At 61.5% G+C, this 16,602-nt stretch carries 13 protein-coding genes; 11 read left to right on the top strand and 2 right to left on the bottom strand.

What is annotated here, in order from left to right:
* Nucleotides 1–69 precede the first annotated feature (69 nt).
* Both cydC and cydD read right to left on the bottom strand, forming a co-directional pair.
* Nucleotides 70–1,716, bottom strand: a complete 1,647-nt coding sequence (gene cydC, locus ABIB57_RS25780) for a thiol reductant ABC exporter subunit CydC (protein WP_354044257.1) — start codon at nt 1,714–1,716, stop codon at nt 70–72.
* Nucleotides 1,713–3,458, bottom strand: a complete 1,746-nt coding sequence (cydD, locus tag ABIB57_RS25785; protein WP_354044258.1) for a thiol reductant ABC exporter subunit CydD — start codon at nt 3,456–3,458, stop codon at nt 1,713–1,715. The genes cydC and cydD overlap by 4 nt, the downstream gene beginning before the upstream one ends.
* Before the next feature lie 136 nt (nt 3,459–3,594).
* Between cydD and ABIB57_RS25790 the strand changes: the two genes are divergently transcribed.
* From ABIB57_RS25790 to ABIB57_RS25840, 11 genes are all read left to right on the top strand, one after another.
* A complete protein-coding gene (locus ABIB57_RS25790; RefSeq protein WP_354044260.1) occupies nt 3,595–5,166 on the top strand; it encodes a cytochrome ubiquinol oxidase subunit I in 1,572 nt (523 codons plus the stop codon).
* A gap of 1 nt (nt 5,167) precedes the next feature.
* Nucleotides 5,168–6,316, top strand: a complete 1,149-nt coding sequence (gene cydB / locus ABIB57_RS25795; RefSeq protein WP_354044261.1) for a cytochrome d ubiquinol oxidase subunit II — start codon at nt 5,168–5,170, stop codon at nt 6,314–6,316.
* Between the two features lie 9 nt (nt 6,317–6,325).
* Nucleotides 6,326–6,466, top strand: coding sequence for a cytochrome bd-I oxidase subunit CydX (gene cydX / locus ABIB57_RS25800; protein ID WP_354044263.1), 141 nt, complete (start codon nt 6,326–6,328; stop codon nt 6,464–6,466).
* On the top strand, nt 6,463–6,978 hold the full coding sequence (locus ABIB57_RS25805; RefSeq protein ID WP_354044264.1) for a GNAT family N-acetyltransferase: 516 nt from the start codon (nt 6,463–6,465) through the stop codon (nt 6,976–6,978). The genes cydX and ABIB57_RS25805 overlap by 4 nt, the downstream gene beginning before the upstream one ends.
* Before the next feature lie 544 nt (nt 6,979–7,522).
* Nucleotides 7,523–8,530 (top strand): LacI family DNA-binding transcriptional regulator, encoded by a 1,008-nt coding sequence (locus ABIB57_RS25810; RefSeq protein ID WP_354044266.1) that lies wholly within the window; start codon nt 7,523–7,525, stop codon nt 8,528–8,530.
* A gap of 32 nt (nt 8,531–8,562) precedes the next feature.
* Nucleotides 8,563–9,888, top strand: coding sequence for an ABC transporter substrate-binding protein (locus ABIB57_RS25815; RefSeq protein WP_354044267.1), 1,326 nt, complete (start codon nt 8,563–8,565; stop codon nt 9,886–9,888).
* A 70-nt stretch (nt 9,889–9,958) separates the two neighbouring features.
* Entirely contained in the window at nt 9,959–10,804 is an 846-nt protein-coding gene (locus ABIB57_RS25820; RefSeq protein ID WP_354044268.1) for a carbohydrate ABC transporter permease, read from the top strand.
* Entirely contained in the window at nt 10,801–11,634 is an 834-nt protein-coding gene (locus tag ABIB57_RS25825; protein ID WP_354044269.1) for a carbohydrate ABC transporter permease, read from the top strand. Before ABIB57_RS25820 ends, ABIB57_RS25825 begins: the two co-directional genes overlap by 4 nt.
* A gap of 30 nt (nt 11,635–11,664) precedes the next feature.
* Entirely contained in the window at nt 11,665–13,773 is a 2,109-nt protein-coding gene (locus tag ABIB57_RS25830) for an ADP-ribosylglycohydrolase family protein (protein WP_354044270.1), read from the top strand.
* Between the two features lie 27 nt (nt 13,774–13,800).
* Nucleotides 13,801–14,898: an ABC transporter ATP-binding protein gene (locus tag ABIB57_RS25835; RefSeq protein ID WP_354044271.1), complete on the top strand. Its 1,098-nt coding sequence runs from the start codon at nt 13,801–13,803 to the stop codon at nt 14,896–14,898.
* 645 nt (nt 14,899–15,543) lie between these two features.
* Nucleotides 15,544–16,554, top strand: coding sequence for a substrate-binding domain-containing protein (locus tag ABIB57_RS25840; protein WP_354044273.1), 1,011 nt, complete (start codon nt 15,544–15,546; stop codon nt 16,552–16,554).
* Nucleotides 16,555–16,602: the final 48 nt, after the last annotated feature.

Here is a 16,602-nt window from a genome sequence, read left to right on the forward strand (position 1 = left end):
GTGCCAACTATCTGAACCACCATTGTCGACATTGACCGATCCCCGCCTGTCCAGCACGGTGCATTTTCCCTATGCCACGCGGCCTGATCGGAGGCAAAGCACGCGATGGAACTGCGGTGGCACCTCGGCGTGGGTAATCACGATCATCGTGCGGCCATTGGCCAGTATCGGCAAATCGGCCAGGAACCGCGCTTCGCTCTCCCCGTCGAGCCCGCTGGTTGGCTCGTCGAGCACGACGATTTCAGCACCCGACAACAGGGTTCGCGCCAGACAAAGACGCCGTGCCTGCCCCGCCGACAAGGTTCGTCCGGCCTCGCCGACGATCGTATCCAGGCCATCGGGGAGCACGCTGACGAAGTCTTTCAGTCCCACAGCGGCCAGCACGTCCAGCATTGACGGGGCGTCGGCGTCTGCTCGCCCAACCGACAGGTTAGCGCCTATCGTATCGAGAAAAACCGGGGCATCCTGCTGCATCAGCGCTACATGCTGGTGCAGTTGGCTGGAAGCTACCTGACGCAGATCACGGCCGTTGATGCTGATTGCGCCCGACTGCGGATCGGCAAGGCGCAGCAGCAGTTGCGCGATCGTCGATTTGCCCGCGCCGCTCGGCCCGGTAATGGCGACGCATTCTCCGCTCGCCACGGTAAAGGTGAGGCCGTCAAGGACGTGGCGCGATGCGTCGTAGCTGTAGCGCACGTCGGTGAAGGCAACACTTCCGCCCGCCGGAAGTGGCTTTGGGTTAGATGCCTCCGCTATGGGCGGCAGCGTTTCGGCGAGAGCCTGCAAACGTCCGGCGGCGGCAGCGGCTCCCGCCAATCGGGTCGCGCTGCGCACCAGCATCGCCGTGGCCTCAAAGCTGGCGATGACCGCCAGCAGCACGCCCACCAGCACCGGCCCATCAATCTGGCGCTGCGACAGTGCCGCCAGACCGGCCAGTAGAACGGCAAGCAGGGAGGCGCCGGCGCAGGTCTGGACCAGGCCTGTGGCAATAGCACCCAACAGCCCAAGTTTGCGCTTTGCTTTACTCAGGGCAGTTGCTCGGCTTGCCATTGACGCTTGAACCTCACCTTTCGCCCCGAACAGCACCAGGTCCTGGTGCCCATCAAGACCATCCAGCACGCTTTGGCGCAGCGCGCTTGTCGCGGCGCTCACCTGGTCGCTGCTGGATTGCGACAGCATGATCAATCCGGTTGGTACCACCAGTGTGGCGACTACAAACGCCACCGCATAGGCCAGCGCCGCGCTTGGCAGCAGGAAGACGAGGATTGCGGTCATTGCCACACCGGCCAAGGCCGCAGTGCTCATGGGTCCGAGCGCGACGAGAAACATGGTATCGAGCGCCTCGACATCCGCCAACAAGCGGCTGATCAGGTCGGCGCGACCGAGGCGACGATCGAGCGGCACCAGCCGGAACAGCCGGCCAAACAGCCAGTGGCGCAGATTCGACAACAGCTTGAGCGTGGCATCGTGGCCGGATAGTTTTTCGCCATAGCGCGACAAGATGCGGATGAACGACAGGCCGCGCACGCCGGCCGAGGGCACGAACAAGTTGAATGCCGCGCCGGCCATGCTCAGCGCCGCCGCCGTCAGGAACCAGCCTGACAGGCCGAGCAGGGCAATGCCGGCCGCCAGGGTGACAAGCGACAACAGCAAGGTGAGCAGCATCGGCCGGCGCAACCGCACAAATAGCGGGGCGAAATATAGGATGGCGTTCATGCCGCGCCCCGCTGGTTTGCCGCCAGAACCGGCCGGGGCGCAGGCAGGATGCGTCCACCGGCGATGCGAAACACTTTGTCCATGCGGGCCGCGACTACCGGGGCGTGCGTGGCCACCAGCAAGGTGCGGCCAATGGCAAAGTCCAGCAGCCCATCGAGGACCATGGTCTCGGTCATGCTGTCCAGATGGGCAGTGGGCTCATCGAGCAGGATCAGTGCGGGGTCGCGCAGATAGATCCGCGCTAGCGCGATGCGCTGGATTTCACCTCCCGAAAGGCCAAGCCCGTTGTCACCGATCACCGTCGCCAATCCGTTTGGCAGTGCGTCGGCAAAGCCGGTGACGCAGGCCCGTTGCGCCGCCAGCCGGACTGCGACGTGGCACGCATCTCGCCGACCCAGCCGGATATTGTCGGCAATGCTGCCGGCAAAGATGCGCGGACGCTGCCCCAGCATGGCGATGCGCTGGCGCAGGTCACTCTCGGCGATTTCCCCCAGCGGCGTCTGATCAATCAGGATGCTGCCGCCAAATTCGCGCAACCCCGCGATCGCCTCGAGGGTCGTCGACTTGCCGATGCCGCTGGCACCCAGAATGGCAACATGCACGCCGGGTTCAACGGCGAGATTGGCATCATGCATGACGGACCTGCCGCCTGGCGTGGTGATCGAGACGCCGACCAATTCCAGTCCCGCCACCCGGGCCGGTTTCACCGGACTGGCCGGAATCACCGAGATCGCACCGCCAGTGTTCGGCCAACGCCCGAACTGGGCGGCGATTTCAGCCGCCGCAGCCTTGGCATTGGCGCGATCGTGGTAATGGGCGGCCAGCAGCCGCAATGGCTGATAGACCTCGGGCGCCATCAGCAGGCAAAACAGTCCCGCCCGCAGAGTCAGTTCGCTGCCGCGCAACGACACCAGATCAAGCAGTGTCAGCCCGATATAGAGCGCCACCCCGGCAACGCCGAGCGCCGCGAAAAACTCCAGCACGGCGGAGCTCAGAAAGGCGATACGCATCACCCTCATGGTACGCAGCCGCAACTCTTCCGAGGCACTGCGCACCGCAACGGTCTCGGCATCGGCCCGACCGAACAATTTGAGCGTGGTCAGGCCGCGAATACGGTCGGCAAAACGTCCGCTCAACCTGCTGAGCGCACTAGCCTGCGCCTTGCCAGCAGCCTCGGCACCAAGGCCAGCCAGCGCCATGAACACCGGGATCAGCGGCGCCGTGAATAGAAAGATCAAGGCCACCATCCAGTCGATCGGCAGGGCGACGGCTGCAAAAGCCAGCGGCAACACGGTTGCCTGCACCATGGCCGGCAAATAGCGCACGAAATATCCGTCCAGCGCTTCGCTCTGCTCAATCATGGCGCTAGACAGCGCACCAGAACTGCGTGCCGCAGTCCAGGTGGGCGCCTGATCCAGCAGGTGGCGCCCCAGTGTCTGGCGCAGCCTCGCCTTGATCGCTTCAGCGGCCCGCACCGCCAGTACTTCTGCAATCACCGCGATCAGCATGCGAGTCAGGAGCACCAACCCAAGCAGTGCAACTCTGCTCCCCAAGGTCGCCCATGTCTGATGATCGACCACGGCACGATGCAGCAGATCGGCCAGCAGATAGGCCTGAGCGACCAGCAATGCGCCCCCCACCAGCGGGAGAGCCATTGCCCATCTGAGCGCGGTCCCGCCGTGGCGGGACAGGGAGCGCAACCATTGCGAGATGGCCTTTTCGGGATTGGCGGTATCGGTCACTTCAGGCCCTCTGCGTCTTGCCCGTCAGCAACCACGCCTGAGTGCGATTGACCTTGATCCAGATCAAAGTCGAGCTGCTATGGGGCTGCTAATGAGACTGCAATCCAGCGCGTTCGCAGCCAGTCGAGGCCCTTCCATGATCGATCCCATCGTCGTCGACCTGTCCCGCATCCAGTTCGCCGCGACCGCGATGTACCACTTCCTGTTCATTCCATTGACCCTGGGCGTGGCACTGCTGCTGGCGATCATGGAAAGCGTTTATGTCATGACCGGCCGGCCGATCTGGCGGCAGGCAACGCTGTTCTGGGGCATTCTGTTCGGCATCAACTTTGCCATGGGCGTCGCCACCGGCATCGTCATGGAATTCCAGTTCGGGATGAACTGGAGTTACTACAGCCAATATGTCGGGGACGTCTTCGGTGCCCCGCTGGCGATCGAAGGACTGATGGCGTTTTTCCTCGAAGCCACGTTCATCGGCCTGTTCTTTTTCGGCTGGGACCGCTTGCGACCGGTGGCACACCTGGCCGTAACCTGGCTGATGGCATTGGGGGCCAATTTCTCGGCGCTGTGGATCCTGATCGCCAATGGCTGGATGCAGAACCCGGTCGGGGCAAAATTCAATCCCGACACCATGCGCATGGAAGTCACCAATTTCGTCGAGGTGATCTTCAATCCGGTGGCGCAGGCCAAGTTCGTTCATACGGTCAGCGCCGGCTACGTCGTCGGCTCGGTGTTCGTGCTGGGCATCAGCGCGCTGTTCCTGCTGCAGGGACGCTACGCCGAACTTGCCAAGCGCTCGATCGTAGTCGCCGCCAGCTTTGGCCTGGCCTCGGCGCTGTCTGTGGTCGTGCTGGGCGATGAGTCAGGCTACGTCGCCACCGAACATCAGAAGATGAAAATCGCCGCCATGGAGGCCATGTACGAAACCGAGCCAGCGCCAGCCGCGCTAACGCTGTTCGCCATTCCTGGCAGCGATGGAAGGCCCGCCTTTCAGGTGCAGCTGCCATGGGTCCTGGGCATCATCACCACTCGTTCGCTGGATCGCGATCTGCCCGGCATCACCGAATTGACCGAACATGCGGCGCTGCGGATTGCCAATGGCATCAAGGCCTATGTTGCGTTGAACGCCATTCGCGCCAATCCCGGCGACACGGCCGCAAGGGCAGAGTTTGACGCGACCCAAGCCGATCTGGGGTACGCGCTGCTGCTGAAGAAATATCGCCCCGACGTCGAGAACGCCACCGGTGAGCAGATCGTCACGGCCGCGCTCGATACCGTGCCCGACGTGTGGCCGCTGTTCTGGAGCTTTCGCCTGATGGTGGGGGTGGGCCTGTTCTACATCGCCTTCTTTGCGCTGTGGTTCGTCAAATCCTCGTTGCACCAGATCGATCGTCACCGCTGGCTGCTGCGGCTGGCCCTATGGACCATGCCGCTACCCTGGATTGCGGCAGAAGCGGGCTGGATCATTGCCGAATATGGACGGCAACCCTGGGTGGTCGAAGGCGTCCTGCCGACCTACTACGCCGCCTCCAGCCTGAACTTCTGGGATCTGGTCATTTCGCTGGGCTTCTTCATGACCGTCTACAGCGTGCTGATCGTGATCATGGTCTGGCTGATGACGCGGGTGATCAAGGCGGGTCCACCCCACAATCTGGGCCTTGGACTGCCCGGCGACGCGCCTGCCCTGACAACGGAGATCGCGGCCTGAAATGACAACCATTCCCTTGGACTACGAAACGCTGCGCCTGATCTGGTGGGCGCTGCTGGGCATCTTGCTCATCGGCTTTGCCATCATGGGCGGCATGGATCTGGGAATCGGCGCGCTGCTGCCCTTCGTTGCCCGAACCGACGAAGAGCGCCGCGTGCTGATCAACCTGGTCGGCCCAACCTGGGAGGGCAATCAAGTCTGGTTGGTCCTGGGCGGGGGTGCCATCTTTGCGGCGTGGCCGGCACTCTATGCTGTGAGCTTTTCGGGCTTCTACATCGCCATGATCGCCATCCTGCTGGCACTGATCCTGCGGCCGGTCGGGTTCAAATTCCGCGGCAAGGTGCATGACGCCCGTTGGCAATCGGTATGGGATTGGGGCCTGTTCGTCGGCGGCTTCGTGCCTGCTTTGGTGTTCGGCGTGGCCGTCGGCAATGTCTTTCTGGGCGCCCCGTTCCGGCTCGACGACACCATGCGCGCCAGCTACGAGGGCAATTTCTTCGGCCTGCTGACCCCGTTTGCTCTGTTGGCCGGACTGGTGAGCGTCGCCATGCTGGTCACCCAGGGCGCCAGCTATATCGCCGCTCGTACCGATGGGACTATTGCCAACAGGGCGCGGCGCTATGGGCGGATTGCCGCCCTCGCCACGATTGTGCTGTTCGCGCTGGGCGGCGTGATCTGCCTGTACCTGCTCAATGGCTACAGCGTGACCAGCGTGCAGAACCACGCCGGTCCGTCCAATCCGCTGACCAAGACAGTGATTGCCGCGCAAGGCGCCTGGCAGACCAACTATTTGGTCTATCCCTGGATGGCCATCGCGCCGACCCTGGGCATTGTCGGCTCTGTGCTGGCTTATTTCGCCCTCACGGCACGCTGGAAGCTGGCGGCGTTCCTTGGCTCCAGTCTGGCTATTTTCGGCATCATTGCCACAGCCGGCCTGACGCTGTTCCCATTCCTGTTGCCATCGTCGGTCGATCCATCGGTCAGCCTCACCGCCTGGGACGCCTCATCGAGCCAGTTGACGCTATTCATTATGCTCATCGCCACCGTGATCTTTCTGCCGATCATCCTGATCTACACCAGTTGGGTCTATCGCGTGATGCGTGGCCCGGTGACCACGGCCTCGCTTGGCCGCAATCCCAACGCTTATTAGGAGCCTGCAATGTGGTATTTTGCCTGGATATTGGGCCTTGGCCTCGCCTGCAGCTTTGGCATCCTCAACGCCATGTGGTTCGAAATGCGCAATGACCGAGTGGCGCAGGCCGAGGCCGTTGTATCGGCTAACGGGTCCGTACGGCCATGATCGAATGGACCCGACTTGCCACCCGGACCGGTTTCAAATTTCAGGTTCGCCGTGCCCGCCCTGCCGACAAGGCGGCTTTGGGCAGGTTTTATCAGCACGTCACCCCCGAAGATTTGCGATTCCGGTTTTTGACCAGCCTCAAGCAGGTCGGCCACGATCGCCTGGTCGCGATGACGCAGGCGAATAATCCCCTGGCCGAAGGCTTTGTCGCCTTCGAGCAGGATGAGGGGCCTATTATTGCTGCTGGAATGCTGGCCTGTGACGCCAATCTCGACGTTGGCGAAGTCGCCATCTCGATCGATGCCCGGTACAAGAACAGAGGCGTGGGGTGGGAACTACTAGGTCACATCACGCTCCGCGCCCGGGACAAGGGTGTCCGCACGCTTCAATCGCTCGAGAGCAGATCGAACCACTCGGCGATCGAACTGGAAAAGCAATTTGGCTTCACAGCCGATAGCTACCCCGGCGATGCCACTTTGGTCATGGTCCAGAAAATCCTCGAGACTCCGTAGCGGCTGTACGGTTCGTGGCCAACTCCCGACCAGCACGTTGTGCGGGAGGGTTCCACGCGTCGCGGATTGCCTACCTGCAGCAACTGCATTGGGAAGAGGTGGGTAGCGTTCGAAGAACTCTGGCCGGAACCAGGTCGACAGGATAGACGCCAAAGGTGGACTTCCCGCTATCGTGAATGGGCACTTATCGACGTCCCCTCTAGCGCCTTGGCGACGAAATGCGGACGGACACTTTCCCACCCCTTTGTGGCTTTAGCCGCCTTTTTCGGCAATGTCCGCTTTTGGACCTCCACGCTCAGTTTGAACGGCGGGAATGGGCGCTTCGCCGACGACCGATATCTGATCACCGGCGAACTCGCTGAGGGTCAGATTTCAGTGGCCCCAGCGGATCCCGTCGGCGTGGATACCGGGGCGGTACAACGACCAATTGTAGGGTCTTGGATCCAATAGCCAAGTCAACACCGCTGGAAGTTTCTCCAACGGCTTGACAGGGCGATCTAAATATATCCTTATACGTATCACTAATACGTATAAGGGGTTTGGAGTGCAGATCCGTCGCGCCACACAAAAGGATGTTGCTCGCTTGGCGGGCGTGTCCCAGGCGAGCGTCTCCATGGTGATGAGCGGCGGCGCATCGCCGGCCATATCAGCGGAAACCTGGGAACGCATTACCAAGGCTGCGACGGAGCTTGGCTATACTCCAAACCGCTTCGCCCAAGCGCTCAAGACTAACCGGACGATGACCATCGCATGCATTGTTCCCGATATTGCCAATCCGTTTTACCCCGCCCTGATGCGCGGTATTCAGTCGGTCACCGACACGCGCGGCTACGATGTCATCGCCATCAACACGGATGGAACGCTGGATCGCGAGCGCCATTTTCTGGATTGGTCGCGTCAGGGGCGTGTCGACGGATTGATCGGGGTGTTCTTCAATCTGCGGGCCCGCGATTTCAAGCCGCTGGTCGATGCGGGCATGCCGGTCGTGCGCATCGAATCGGCCAAGAAGCGCGGTGGCGAATTGGCCATCGACGATATCTATGTCGACAGTCACGCAGCCTCTTTGGCTGTCACCCAATATCTCATTGCCAAGGGCCACCGGCGCATCAGCATGGTGGCGGGGCGGGGCGGACCCCAGTCGGTGCGGATCGAAGGCTATAAAGCCGCCCTCGAAGCCGCGGGCCTCGAGCCGGATGTGATCCTGGAGGAAGCCTTCAGCGAGGAAAACGGCTTCCATGCGGCCGAGAAAATCCTCGCCAGGGCGACGCGCCCCTCGGCAATCTTTGCGGCCAATGACCTCATGGCCATCGGCGTCATGCAGGCGCTGCGCGAACGCAATGTCGCCATTCCGGGCCATATAGCGGTGGTCGGCTTCGACGATATTTCAGCGGCAAAGCTGGTGACGCCGTCGCTCACCACCGTGGCGCAATTTCAATACCAGATGGGCGTCAAGGCGGCCCAAATCCTGATGGAGCGGCTGCGCGGAACGACGGTCCCCACCGGTACGGCACTGGAGATGCCTTTCAGCTTAGTAGAACGCGGGTCGACCTGATCAACAGGAGCCCGATCTTGGAGGAGGATGCTATGAAGAGACGTACTTTCGTGCAGGCGGGCCTTGGCCTGTTCACTATGTCGCTGATGGGCAGCACGGCCTATTCGCAAGACAAGAAGCAGATCAGCTGGTGGTATGAAACCGCAGCGCCAGAGAACCAGGAATTTCTCAAGACCCTCCTGGTCAATCCGTTCAACGAGGCGCATCCCGACGAGCAACTGACTATCGATTTCCGCGGCTCGGAACTCGATAAGCAATTGCGCGTCGCCATGCTCTCGGGTAGCGGCCCCGACGTCGTCTACACGGCAGGCCCCAGCTATGTCGCCAGCATGGCGCAGGCCGGGCAGTTGCTGCCGCTCGACGATTTCGCCGCCAGCCTGGGCTGGAACGACCGCATCCTGCCGGTGTTCCTGGAACTGGGTAAGTACAACGGCAAGCTCTATGCGCTGCCCAAGACCTACGAAACACTCGGCCTGTTCTTTAATAAGACGCTGTTCGCCGCCAATGGCTGGGCGCCGCCCAAGACCATAGCGGAATTCGAGACGCTGGCCGAAGCGATGAAGGCCAAGAACATCGTGCCGTTCGCCGCCGGCAATGCCGATTGGCGGCCGACCAACGAGCACTATGTCTCGATTATCCTCAATTCGATCGCCGGCCCAGACAACATGTACAAGGCGCTCAAGGGCGAAATCCCCTGGACCGCCGAGCCGTTCGTTACCGCCATCGATACGCTCAACAAATGGTGGCAGGCCGGCTATTTCGGCCCCAACTACTTCTCGCTTACCGGCGAGCAGGCTTTTGCCCAGGTCGCAACCGGGCAGGCCGGCATGGCGCCGACCGGCACCTGGAATTTCACCAACGTGCCGCGCTACTTCCCCCAGAACAATGCCGAGCCAGGCTTCGTCGGCTTCCCCAGCGCCGAGGGCGTGCCCTATCCGATCTACGCTCTGGGCATCGGTTCGACCTTCTCGATCGCGGCCACCTCGCAGAACCCCGAGGGCGCCGCGGCCGTCATCGACTACGTCTTCTCGGACAAGTTCTATGGCGACATGAACACGGTCTGGCAGGGCGAGTGGAACACCCCGTTGCGCGATCTCAGCAAGGTCTCGGTCGGAGCTGAAGTCTTGCCACTCTATACCGAGACCATGAAGAGCCTGGCGGAATCGGTGAACGCCAACCAGTACGGCTACACCACGTGGACCTTCCTGCCGCCCGCGACCGACACCTATCTGGTCTCCGGCATCGAGGAAATCTGGCTCGGCAAGCTGACCACCGCCGACTTCCTCGCCAAGCTCGATGAGACGTTCAAGCAGGAACAGTCCGAAGGCAAGGTGCCAGCTATCCCGGCGCGCGCATAGTTCTCCCGCTTTACCGCGCTGGCAAAAGGGTGGCGGCCGTGGTCGCCACCCGCTCTTACCGGAGATTTGGATGCACCGGCTTTACCTCGTGCCGACCTTGGCGATCAATTTCGCCATCATTCTCGTTCCCGCCCTGCTGACCATTGCGCTGGCGTTCTTCCGCTGGGACGGCATTTCCGCGCCGGTGTTCAATGGCCTGGGCAATTTCCAGGCGCTGGCCGGGGATCGGGTGTTCTGGTCGGCGCTGACCAATAACCTGATCTGGACCGCGATCTTTCTGGTCGTGCCCATCGCCATGGGCCTGCTCGCTGCGACCATGCTGCTGGTGGCGCGCCGGGGCCGCACTTTCTTTCAAGTGATCTACTTCCTGCCCGTCATCATCGCGACCGCGATCACCGCGCGGGTGTGGCAGGGCATGATCTACAGCCCCGTCACCGGCGTGTTCGGGCTGCTGCAGAAAAACGGCCTGCCGGTGGTCAATCCATTGTCCTTGCCCACTACGGCGCTGTTCGGTGTCGCTACCGTCGATCTCTGGCATTGGTGGGGATTCTTGTGCGTCATCTTCTTCGCCGCGCTCCGTCAGGTGCCGCAGGAGCAGATCGAGGCCGCTCGTATCGAAGGCGCGACTTTTTGGCAGATGATGCGCTACGTGCTGCTGCCTGGCATTCGCCCGACCATCACGCTGATGATGATCATGACAGTGATCTGGTCGTTCCTGGTATTCGACTTCGTCTACATCCTGACCCAGGGCGGCCCCGCCTTTTCCAGCGAAGTGCTGTCGACGCTGGCCTACCGCAAGGCATTTTACGATCTCAATGTGGGGCAGGCGGCCGCTACGGCGCTGGTCATCAGCCTCTTTGGCCTGGTCGCCACCTACTTCTACATTCGCGTTCAATCCCAGGAGGGTGAGCAATGAGGCTGATCGAAAGCCGGACAACGCTCACCATCACCTATATCGTGCTGGCGATAGGAGCCTTCACTGCCCTGTTTCCCATCGCGCTGCTGGTGCTGAATTCGCTTAAAAGTGCGCAGGAGATCGTCCAAAATCCGCTGGCGTTGCCGCAGGCCATCCGCTGGGACAATTTTACCCGCGCCTGGACCGATGCGCGCTTCAGCCAGACGTTCTTTAACTCCATCGTGCTGACGGGCATGACCATCGTGCTGGTGTGTGTCACCGGCTCGATGTCGGCCTATGTGCTGGCGCGCAAGAAGATCAAATCCTGGCGGCTGGTCACCGGCTATCTGCTGGCGACCACTACAGCGCCAATTCAGCTATTCCTGTTCCCGCTCTATTTTGCCTTCGCCAAGCTGGGGCTGATCAACAACGTCTTTGCCGTATCGCTGGTCTATACGGCCATCTACAGCCCGTTCGCCATCATGCTGTTGCGGACCTATTTCCTGGCCGTGCCCAAGGAGTTGGAAGAGGCGGCGCTGATCGATGGCGCCACCCATTGGCAGGTGTTCACCAAAGTCATGCTGCCCATCGTCTCGCCCGGCATCCTGACCGTGGCGCTGATCATCGGGCTCTATTCGTGGAACGAGTTTTTGATCGCCACCACGTTCCTGCAGCAGCAGGACAAGGTAACCGCGGTGGTCTCGTTCTTCCTCCTCAGCGGGCAATACAGTTCCGACTGGGGTGAGATCATGGCCGCGGCCCTGATCATCGTCCTGCCCATCGTCATCCTGTTCGTCTTCCTGCAACGCCGCTTCATCGAAGGCATGGCGGGCGGGTCGGTCAAAGGCTGACCAACCAAACAAGAACTTCTGGAGGAAGAAATGCAGGTTCCTAACGACTATCTCGAACGCGTTTATGCGGGCGTCCTGGGCAAGTTGGTCGGCGTCTATGTGGGGCGGCCGTTCGAGGGCTGGACCTATCAAAAGATCATGAAGGAGCTCGGCCCGATCGAGTATTTCGTTCATGACAAGCTTAACCAGCCGCTGGTGGTAACCGACGACGACGTGGCAGGCACCTTTACCTTCGTTCGAGCGCTGGAAGACTACGGCATTTCGGCCGATCTGACGGCCGAGGATATCGGCAAGGCCTGGCTCAACTATATCGTCGAGGAACGGGCCATCCTGTGGTGGGGCGGTAGCGGCAACTCCACTGAGCACACCGCCTGGCTCAACCTGCGCAAGGGCATTCCCGCGCCCCATAGCGGCTCGATCGCGACCAATGGCTCAACCGTGGCCGAGCAGATTGGCGCGCAGATTTTCATCGATGGCTGGGCGATGGTTGCACCAGGCCAGCCCGCGCTGGCAGCTCGCCTCGCCGAACAGGCAGGCAAAGTCAGCCATGATGGCGAATCCGTCCACGCCGCCGTGCTTTGGGCGGCGATGGAGGCCGAGGCATTCAATTCCAGCAATATCGACCATCTGATCGATACCGGGCTGGGCTTTATCCCCAAGGACAGCCTGATCGCCAAGCTGATCGCCGATGTCCGGGCCTGGCATCGCCAGAACCCCGACTGGCGCGATACGCGGCAGAAGATCGAGGATCAGTACGGCTACGACAAGTATCCCGGCAACTGCCATGTCGTGCCCAATCATGCCCTCATGATCATGGCCGTGCTCTATGCGCCCGACGATTTCCAGCGCGCCCAGATGATCGTCAACACCTCGGGCTGGGATACCGATTGCAATGCCGGCAATGTCGGTTGCCTGATTGGCATCATGCTCGGCCTTGATGGGCTTGATGCCGGTCCAGACTGGCGTGGACCGATTGCCGACCGGTTGCTGATCTCGTCCGCCGATGGCGGCAATTCGATCAACGACGCCGTCAGGACGGCCTATTTCCTCGCCAATCTGGGTATGACGCTGGCTGGAGGCAGCCCGCTTGAGGCGCCGAAGGATGGCTCGCAATTCCACTTCTCATTGCCCGGCAGCCAGCAGGGCTTCCGCATCGTCTCGGGCCACGGTTCGGCCAGTGACGTGCGTCTCGGCAATGTCGAGTTCGAGGGCGCGCGGGCGTTGTCGGTGAACTATCAGGCACTCGGCCCGGGCCAGGTCGCCAGCGTCACCACGCCCACCTTCTCGCCGCGGGAGGTGCTGGATATGCGCACCTACGACCTGATGGCGACGCCCCTGGTCTATCCGGGGCAGGTGGTCAAGGCGCGGGTCATCGCCAACCGCGCCAACAAAGGGACGGTCGCGGTGCGCCTGCGCGTCCGTGCTTACGATGCAAACGACCACCTCCGCGATTTCGATGGCGACGCCATCACGCTGGCGCCCGGCGAGGATCGGGTAATCTCCTGGCGCCTGCCCGATTTCGGCGGTCAACCGATTGCCGAAGTGGGCATCGCCATGACGGTTGATGGCAAGCGTGCCGATGGCAGCGTGTTGCTGGACTACCTGCGCTGGGACGGCGCGCCCGAACTGGTGCTGCATCGCCCGGCGGGCGAGGGCGACTTCTGGCGCATGTCGTGGGTCAACGGCGTCAGCTTCTTCTCCAAGCGCTTCCCGCCCAGCTTCCGCATCTCGCAGGGCCGCGACGAGGGCATCATCATCCACGGCACGCGCCAGTGGACTGACTACACGGTATCGAGCGAGATCGTCATTCACCTCGGCAATTATGGTGGCGTGGCCGCCCGTGTACAGGGCCTGCGGCGGTACTACGCGGTGCGGGCAACGCGCGACGGCAAGCTGCAGATTGTGCGGACCCGGGACGCCGAAATCATCGTCCTGGCCGAGACCGATTATGCATTGGTGTTCGAAAAGAAGATCGCTGTGACCCTGACGGCAGAGGGCAACCGGATCAGCGCGGTGTTCGACGGCGTCACGCTCGAGGCCAGCGACGATAGCGCGCAGCGCTTCCGCGATGGTGGCATTGGGCTGCTGGTCAACGAGGGTGCTTTGTCGACCGACGAAGTGCGCGTCAGCGCCGCTTAGGCGTGCAACGGGAAAAGGAGACCCGCCATGGGTTCAGTCGAAATCGCCAATGTGACGAAGGCCTATGCGGGTCACCAAGTCCTGCACGGCGTCTCCGTCACCATTCCAGACGGGCAATTCGTCGTGCTGGTCGGCCCGTCCGGCTGCGGCAAGTCCACGCTGCTTCGGATGATTGCCGGCCTTGAGGACATCACGGGTGGCACCATCAGCATCGGCTCGCGCGTCGTCAACGATTTGCCGCCCAAAGAGCGCGATATCTCCATGGTGTTCCAGAACTACGCTCTCTACCCCCATATGACCGTGGCCGAGAACATGGCGTTCTCAATGACCCTGGCAAAGGCGCCCAAGGCCGACAAGGCCAAACGGGTAGCCCAGGCAGCCGAAATCCTGGGACTGACACCGCTGCTGGAGCGCTATCCGCGTCAATTGTCGGGCGGCCAACGCCAGCGCGTCGCCATGGGTCGCTCGATCGTTCGAGACCCGCAGGTGTTCTTGTTCGATGAACCACTGTCCAACCTGGATGCCAAGCTTCGTGTCGCCATGCGTGCTGAAATCAAGGCATTGCACCAGCGCCTCAAGACCACGACCGTTTATGTGACCCATGACCAGATCGAGGCCATGACCATGGCCGACCAAATTGTAGTGATGAACGATGGCCGGGTGGAGCAGATCGGCACACCGTTGGACCTCTACGACCACCCAGCCAACATCTTCGTGGCAACCTTTATCGGCTCGCCCTCGATGAACCTGATTGCCGGCACGGTGGTCAAAACCGGGGCAGCACTGTCCGTTCGTACCTACGATGGAACGTTACTGCCACTCGCCGACGACAATAGAGCTGTTGAGGGGCAGGGCGTGCACTACGGCTTCCGGCCGGAACACCTCGACCTGTGTCCGCCGGAAGAGGGCATCGCCGCTATTGTTGGAGTCGTTGAACCCATGGGTTCCGAGACACAGGTCCACCTGGCGATCGGTGGCGAGACCGCAATCGGCGTGTTCCGTGAGCGAATTTCCAAGCAGCCGGGCGAGACAATTTACATCCGGCCAGACGCGGCCAAGATTAATTTGTTCGATCAGTCATCGGGGCAGTCGATTGAGTTCTTTGATCTGGGACGGCGGCTTTAGGAAGGTCGCGGCCATTTATTCGATATCCGAATTGGCAACCACACTTCGACCAGTTAGGGCAGGGGCGCACACCAGGGCGCAGCTCTTGGTACGGCGTTGGGCAAGAGCTGTCGTTCGCGCGCTTAGGTCTCGATGGCCGCTTCCGACCCGCCCCATGTCGGTCATGCAGCAAGGCGTTCGCTGATCTTAGAAGCTGCGTTTGTTCAGCAACTGCCCAGAACCTTTCGTGATTGGTAGCCGACGGCGCTCTCAGTTCGGTGCGGCCCTTAACAGGGCGGCCAAACGTCCAAAAGACTTGGCAGGGGGGGGTCTCCTCTTCTAGAGCCCCATTCGTCGTTACACATCAGGCAGATGCCGGCCGAAGACTAAGAACAGCGATGCATGGGATGGTATTCGTAAAGGCCACTGAGACGCCACTGAGAATAGCTAAAACGGTTCGGCCACCGACAGTGGTCGTTACGAAATCCTCCAGTCCAAATCGTTCGATTGGGAAGGGTTCGACTGAGACGGGTGTCTTAAACGCGCGACTCCAACCGACTATTCAGGGTTCGTGGGGTGTTACTTGACCGGATTACCCCGCTGTGCGAGCATTTTGTAGGGCATTGCATTCGTAATAGCGAAGCAAGGGCTCGGGAGGAAATCGAAATGAAGAAGACGCTTGTCTTGAGCGCGCTGGCTCTCGTCTTGATGGCCGGCTCCGCCTATGCTGAAACCGCAGCCAAACGCATCGCATTCTCCAATAACTACGCCGGCAATTCCTGGCGCCAGGCCATGCTCGACAGCTATGGCATCGTAACGCAAAAGGCCGTTGCGGACGGTATCGTCGCCGCCGCCGACGTGTTCACCACCGCCGACCAGGAGGTGCCTACGCAAGCAGCGCAGATCCAGAACCTGATCCTGCAGGGCTATGACGCCATCGTCATCAACGCGGGATCGCCCGACGCGCTCAACGGCGCCGTCAAGCAGGCCTGCGACGCGGGTATCGTAGTGGTGTCGTTCGACGGCATCGTCACCGAGCCCTGCGCCTATCGCGTCGTCGTCGATTTCAAGGCGATGGGGCTTCAGCAGTTGGAGGAGCTCGTCGCGCTCCATCCCGACGGGGGCAATCTGCTCGAAATCCGCGGCCTCGCCGGCACTTCGATCGATGAGGAAATCCACGCCGGCATTCTCGAAGGCGTGGCCAAATATCCGCAATTCAAGATCGTCAATTCGGTGACTGGCAACTGGGACCAGACCACTGCGCAGAAGGCCGTCGCTACCGTGCTGCCGTCCTTACCCGATATCGTTGCCGTGGTCGACCAAGGCGGCGATGGCTATGGCGCTGCCCAAGCCTTCGCCGCCGCCGGTAAGCCGCGCCCCACTATCATCCTGGGCAATCGCCAGGATGAATTGCAGTGGTGGAAGGAACAGAAGGCCGCCGATGGCTACAAGACTTGGTCCGCCTCGATCGCGCCCGGTGTGTCTTCGCTCGCCTTCTGGGTCGCCCAGCAGGTGCTCGATGGCCGCACCGATATTCCGCACGACCTGCTTGTTCCCTATCTGGCCTTCACCCAGGATGACTTTGAATCGCACCTGCCTGATATCCCGGTGGGGGGCGTTGCCAGTACCGAATACACCCAGGATGACGCTATCGCCGCTATCGCGGAGAATATGTAGTAATGCGATCCGGGGCCCTTTCGCAGTCGTCTGTCCGTTTGGGCCGGC

The sequence above is a fragment of the Devosia sp. UYZn731 genome (assembly GCF_040546795.1).
Taxonomy (GTDB): Bacteria; Pseudomonadota; Alphaproteobacteria; order Rhizobiales; family Devosiaceae; genus Devosia.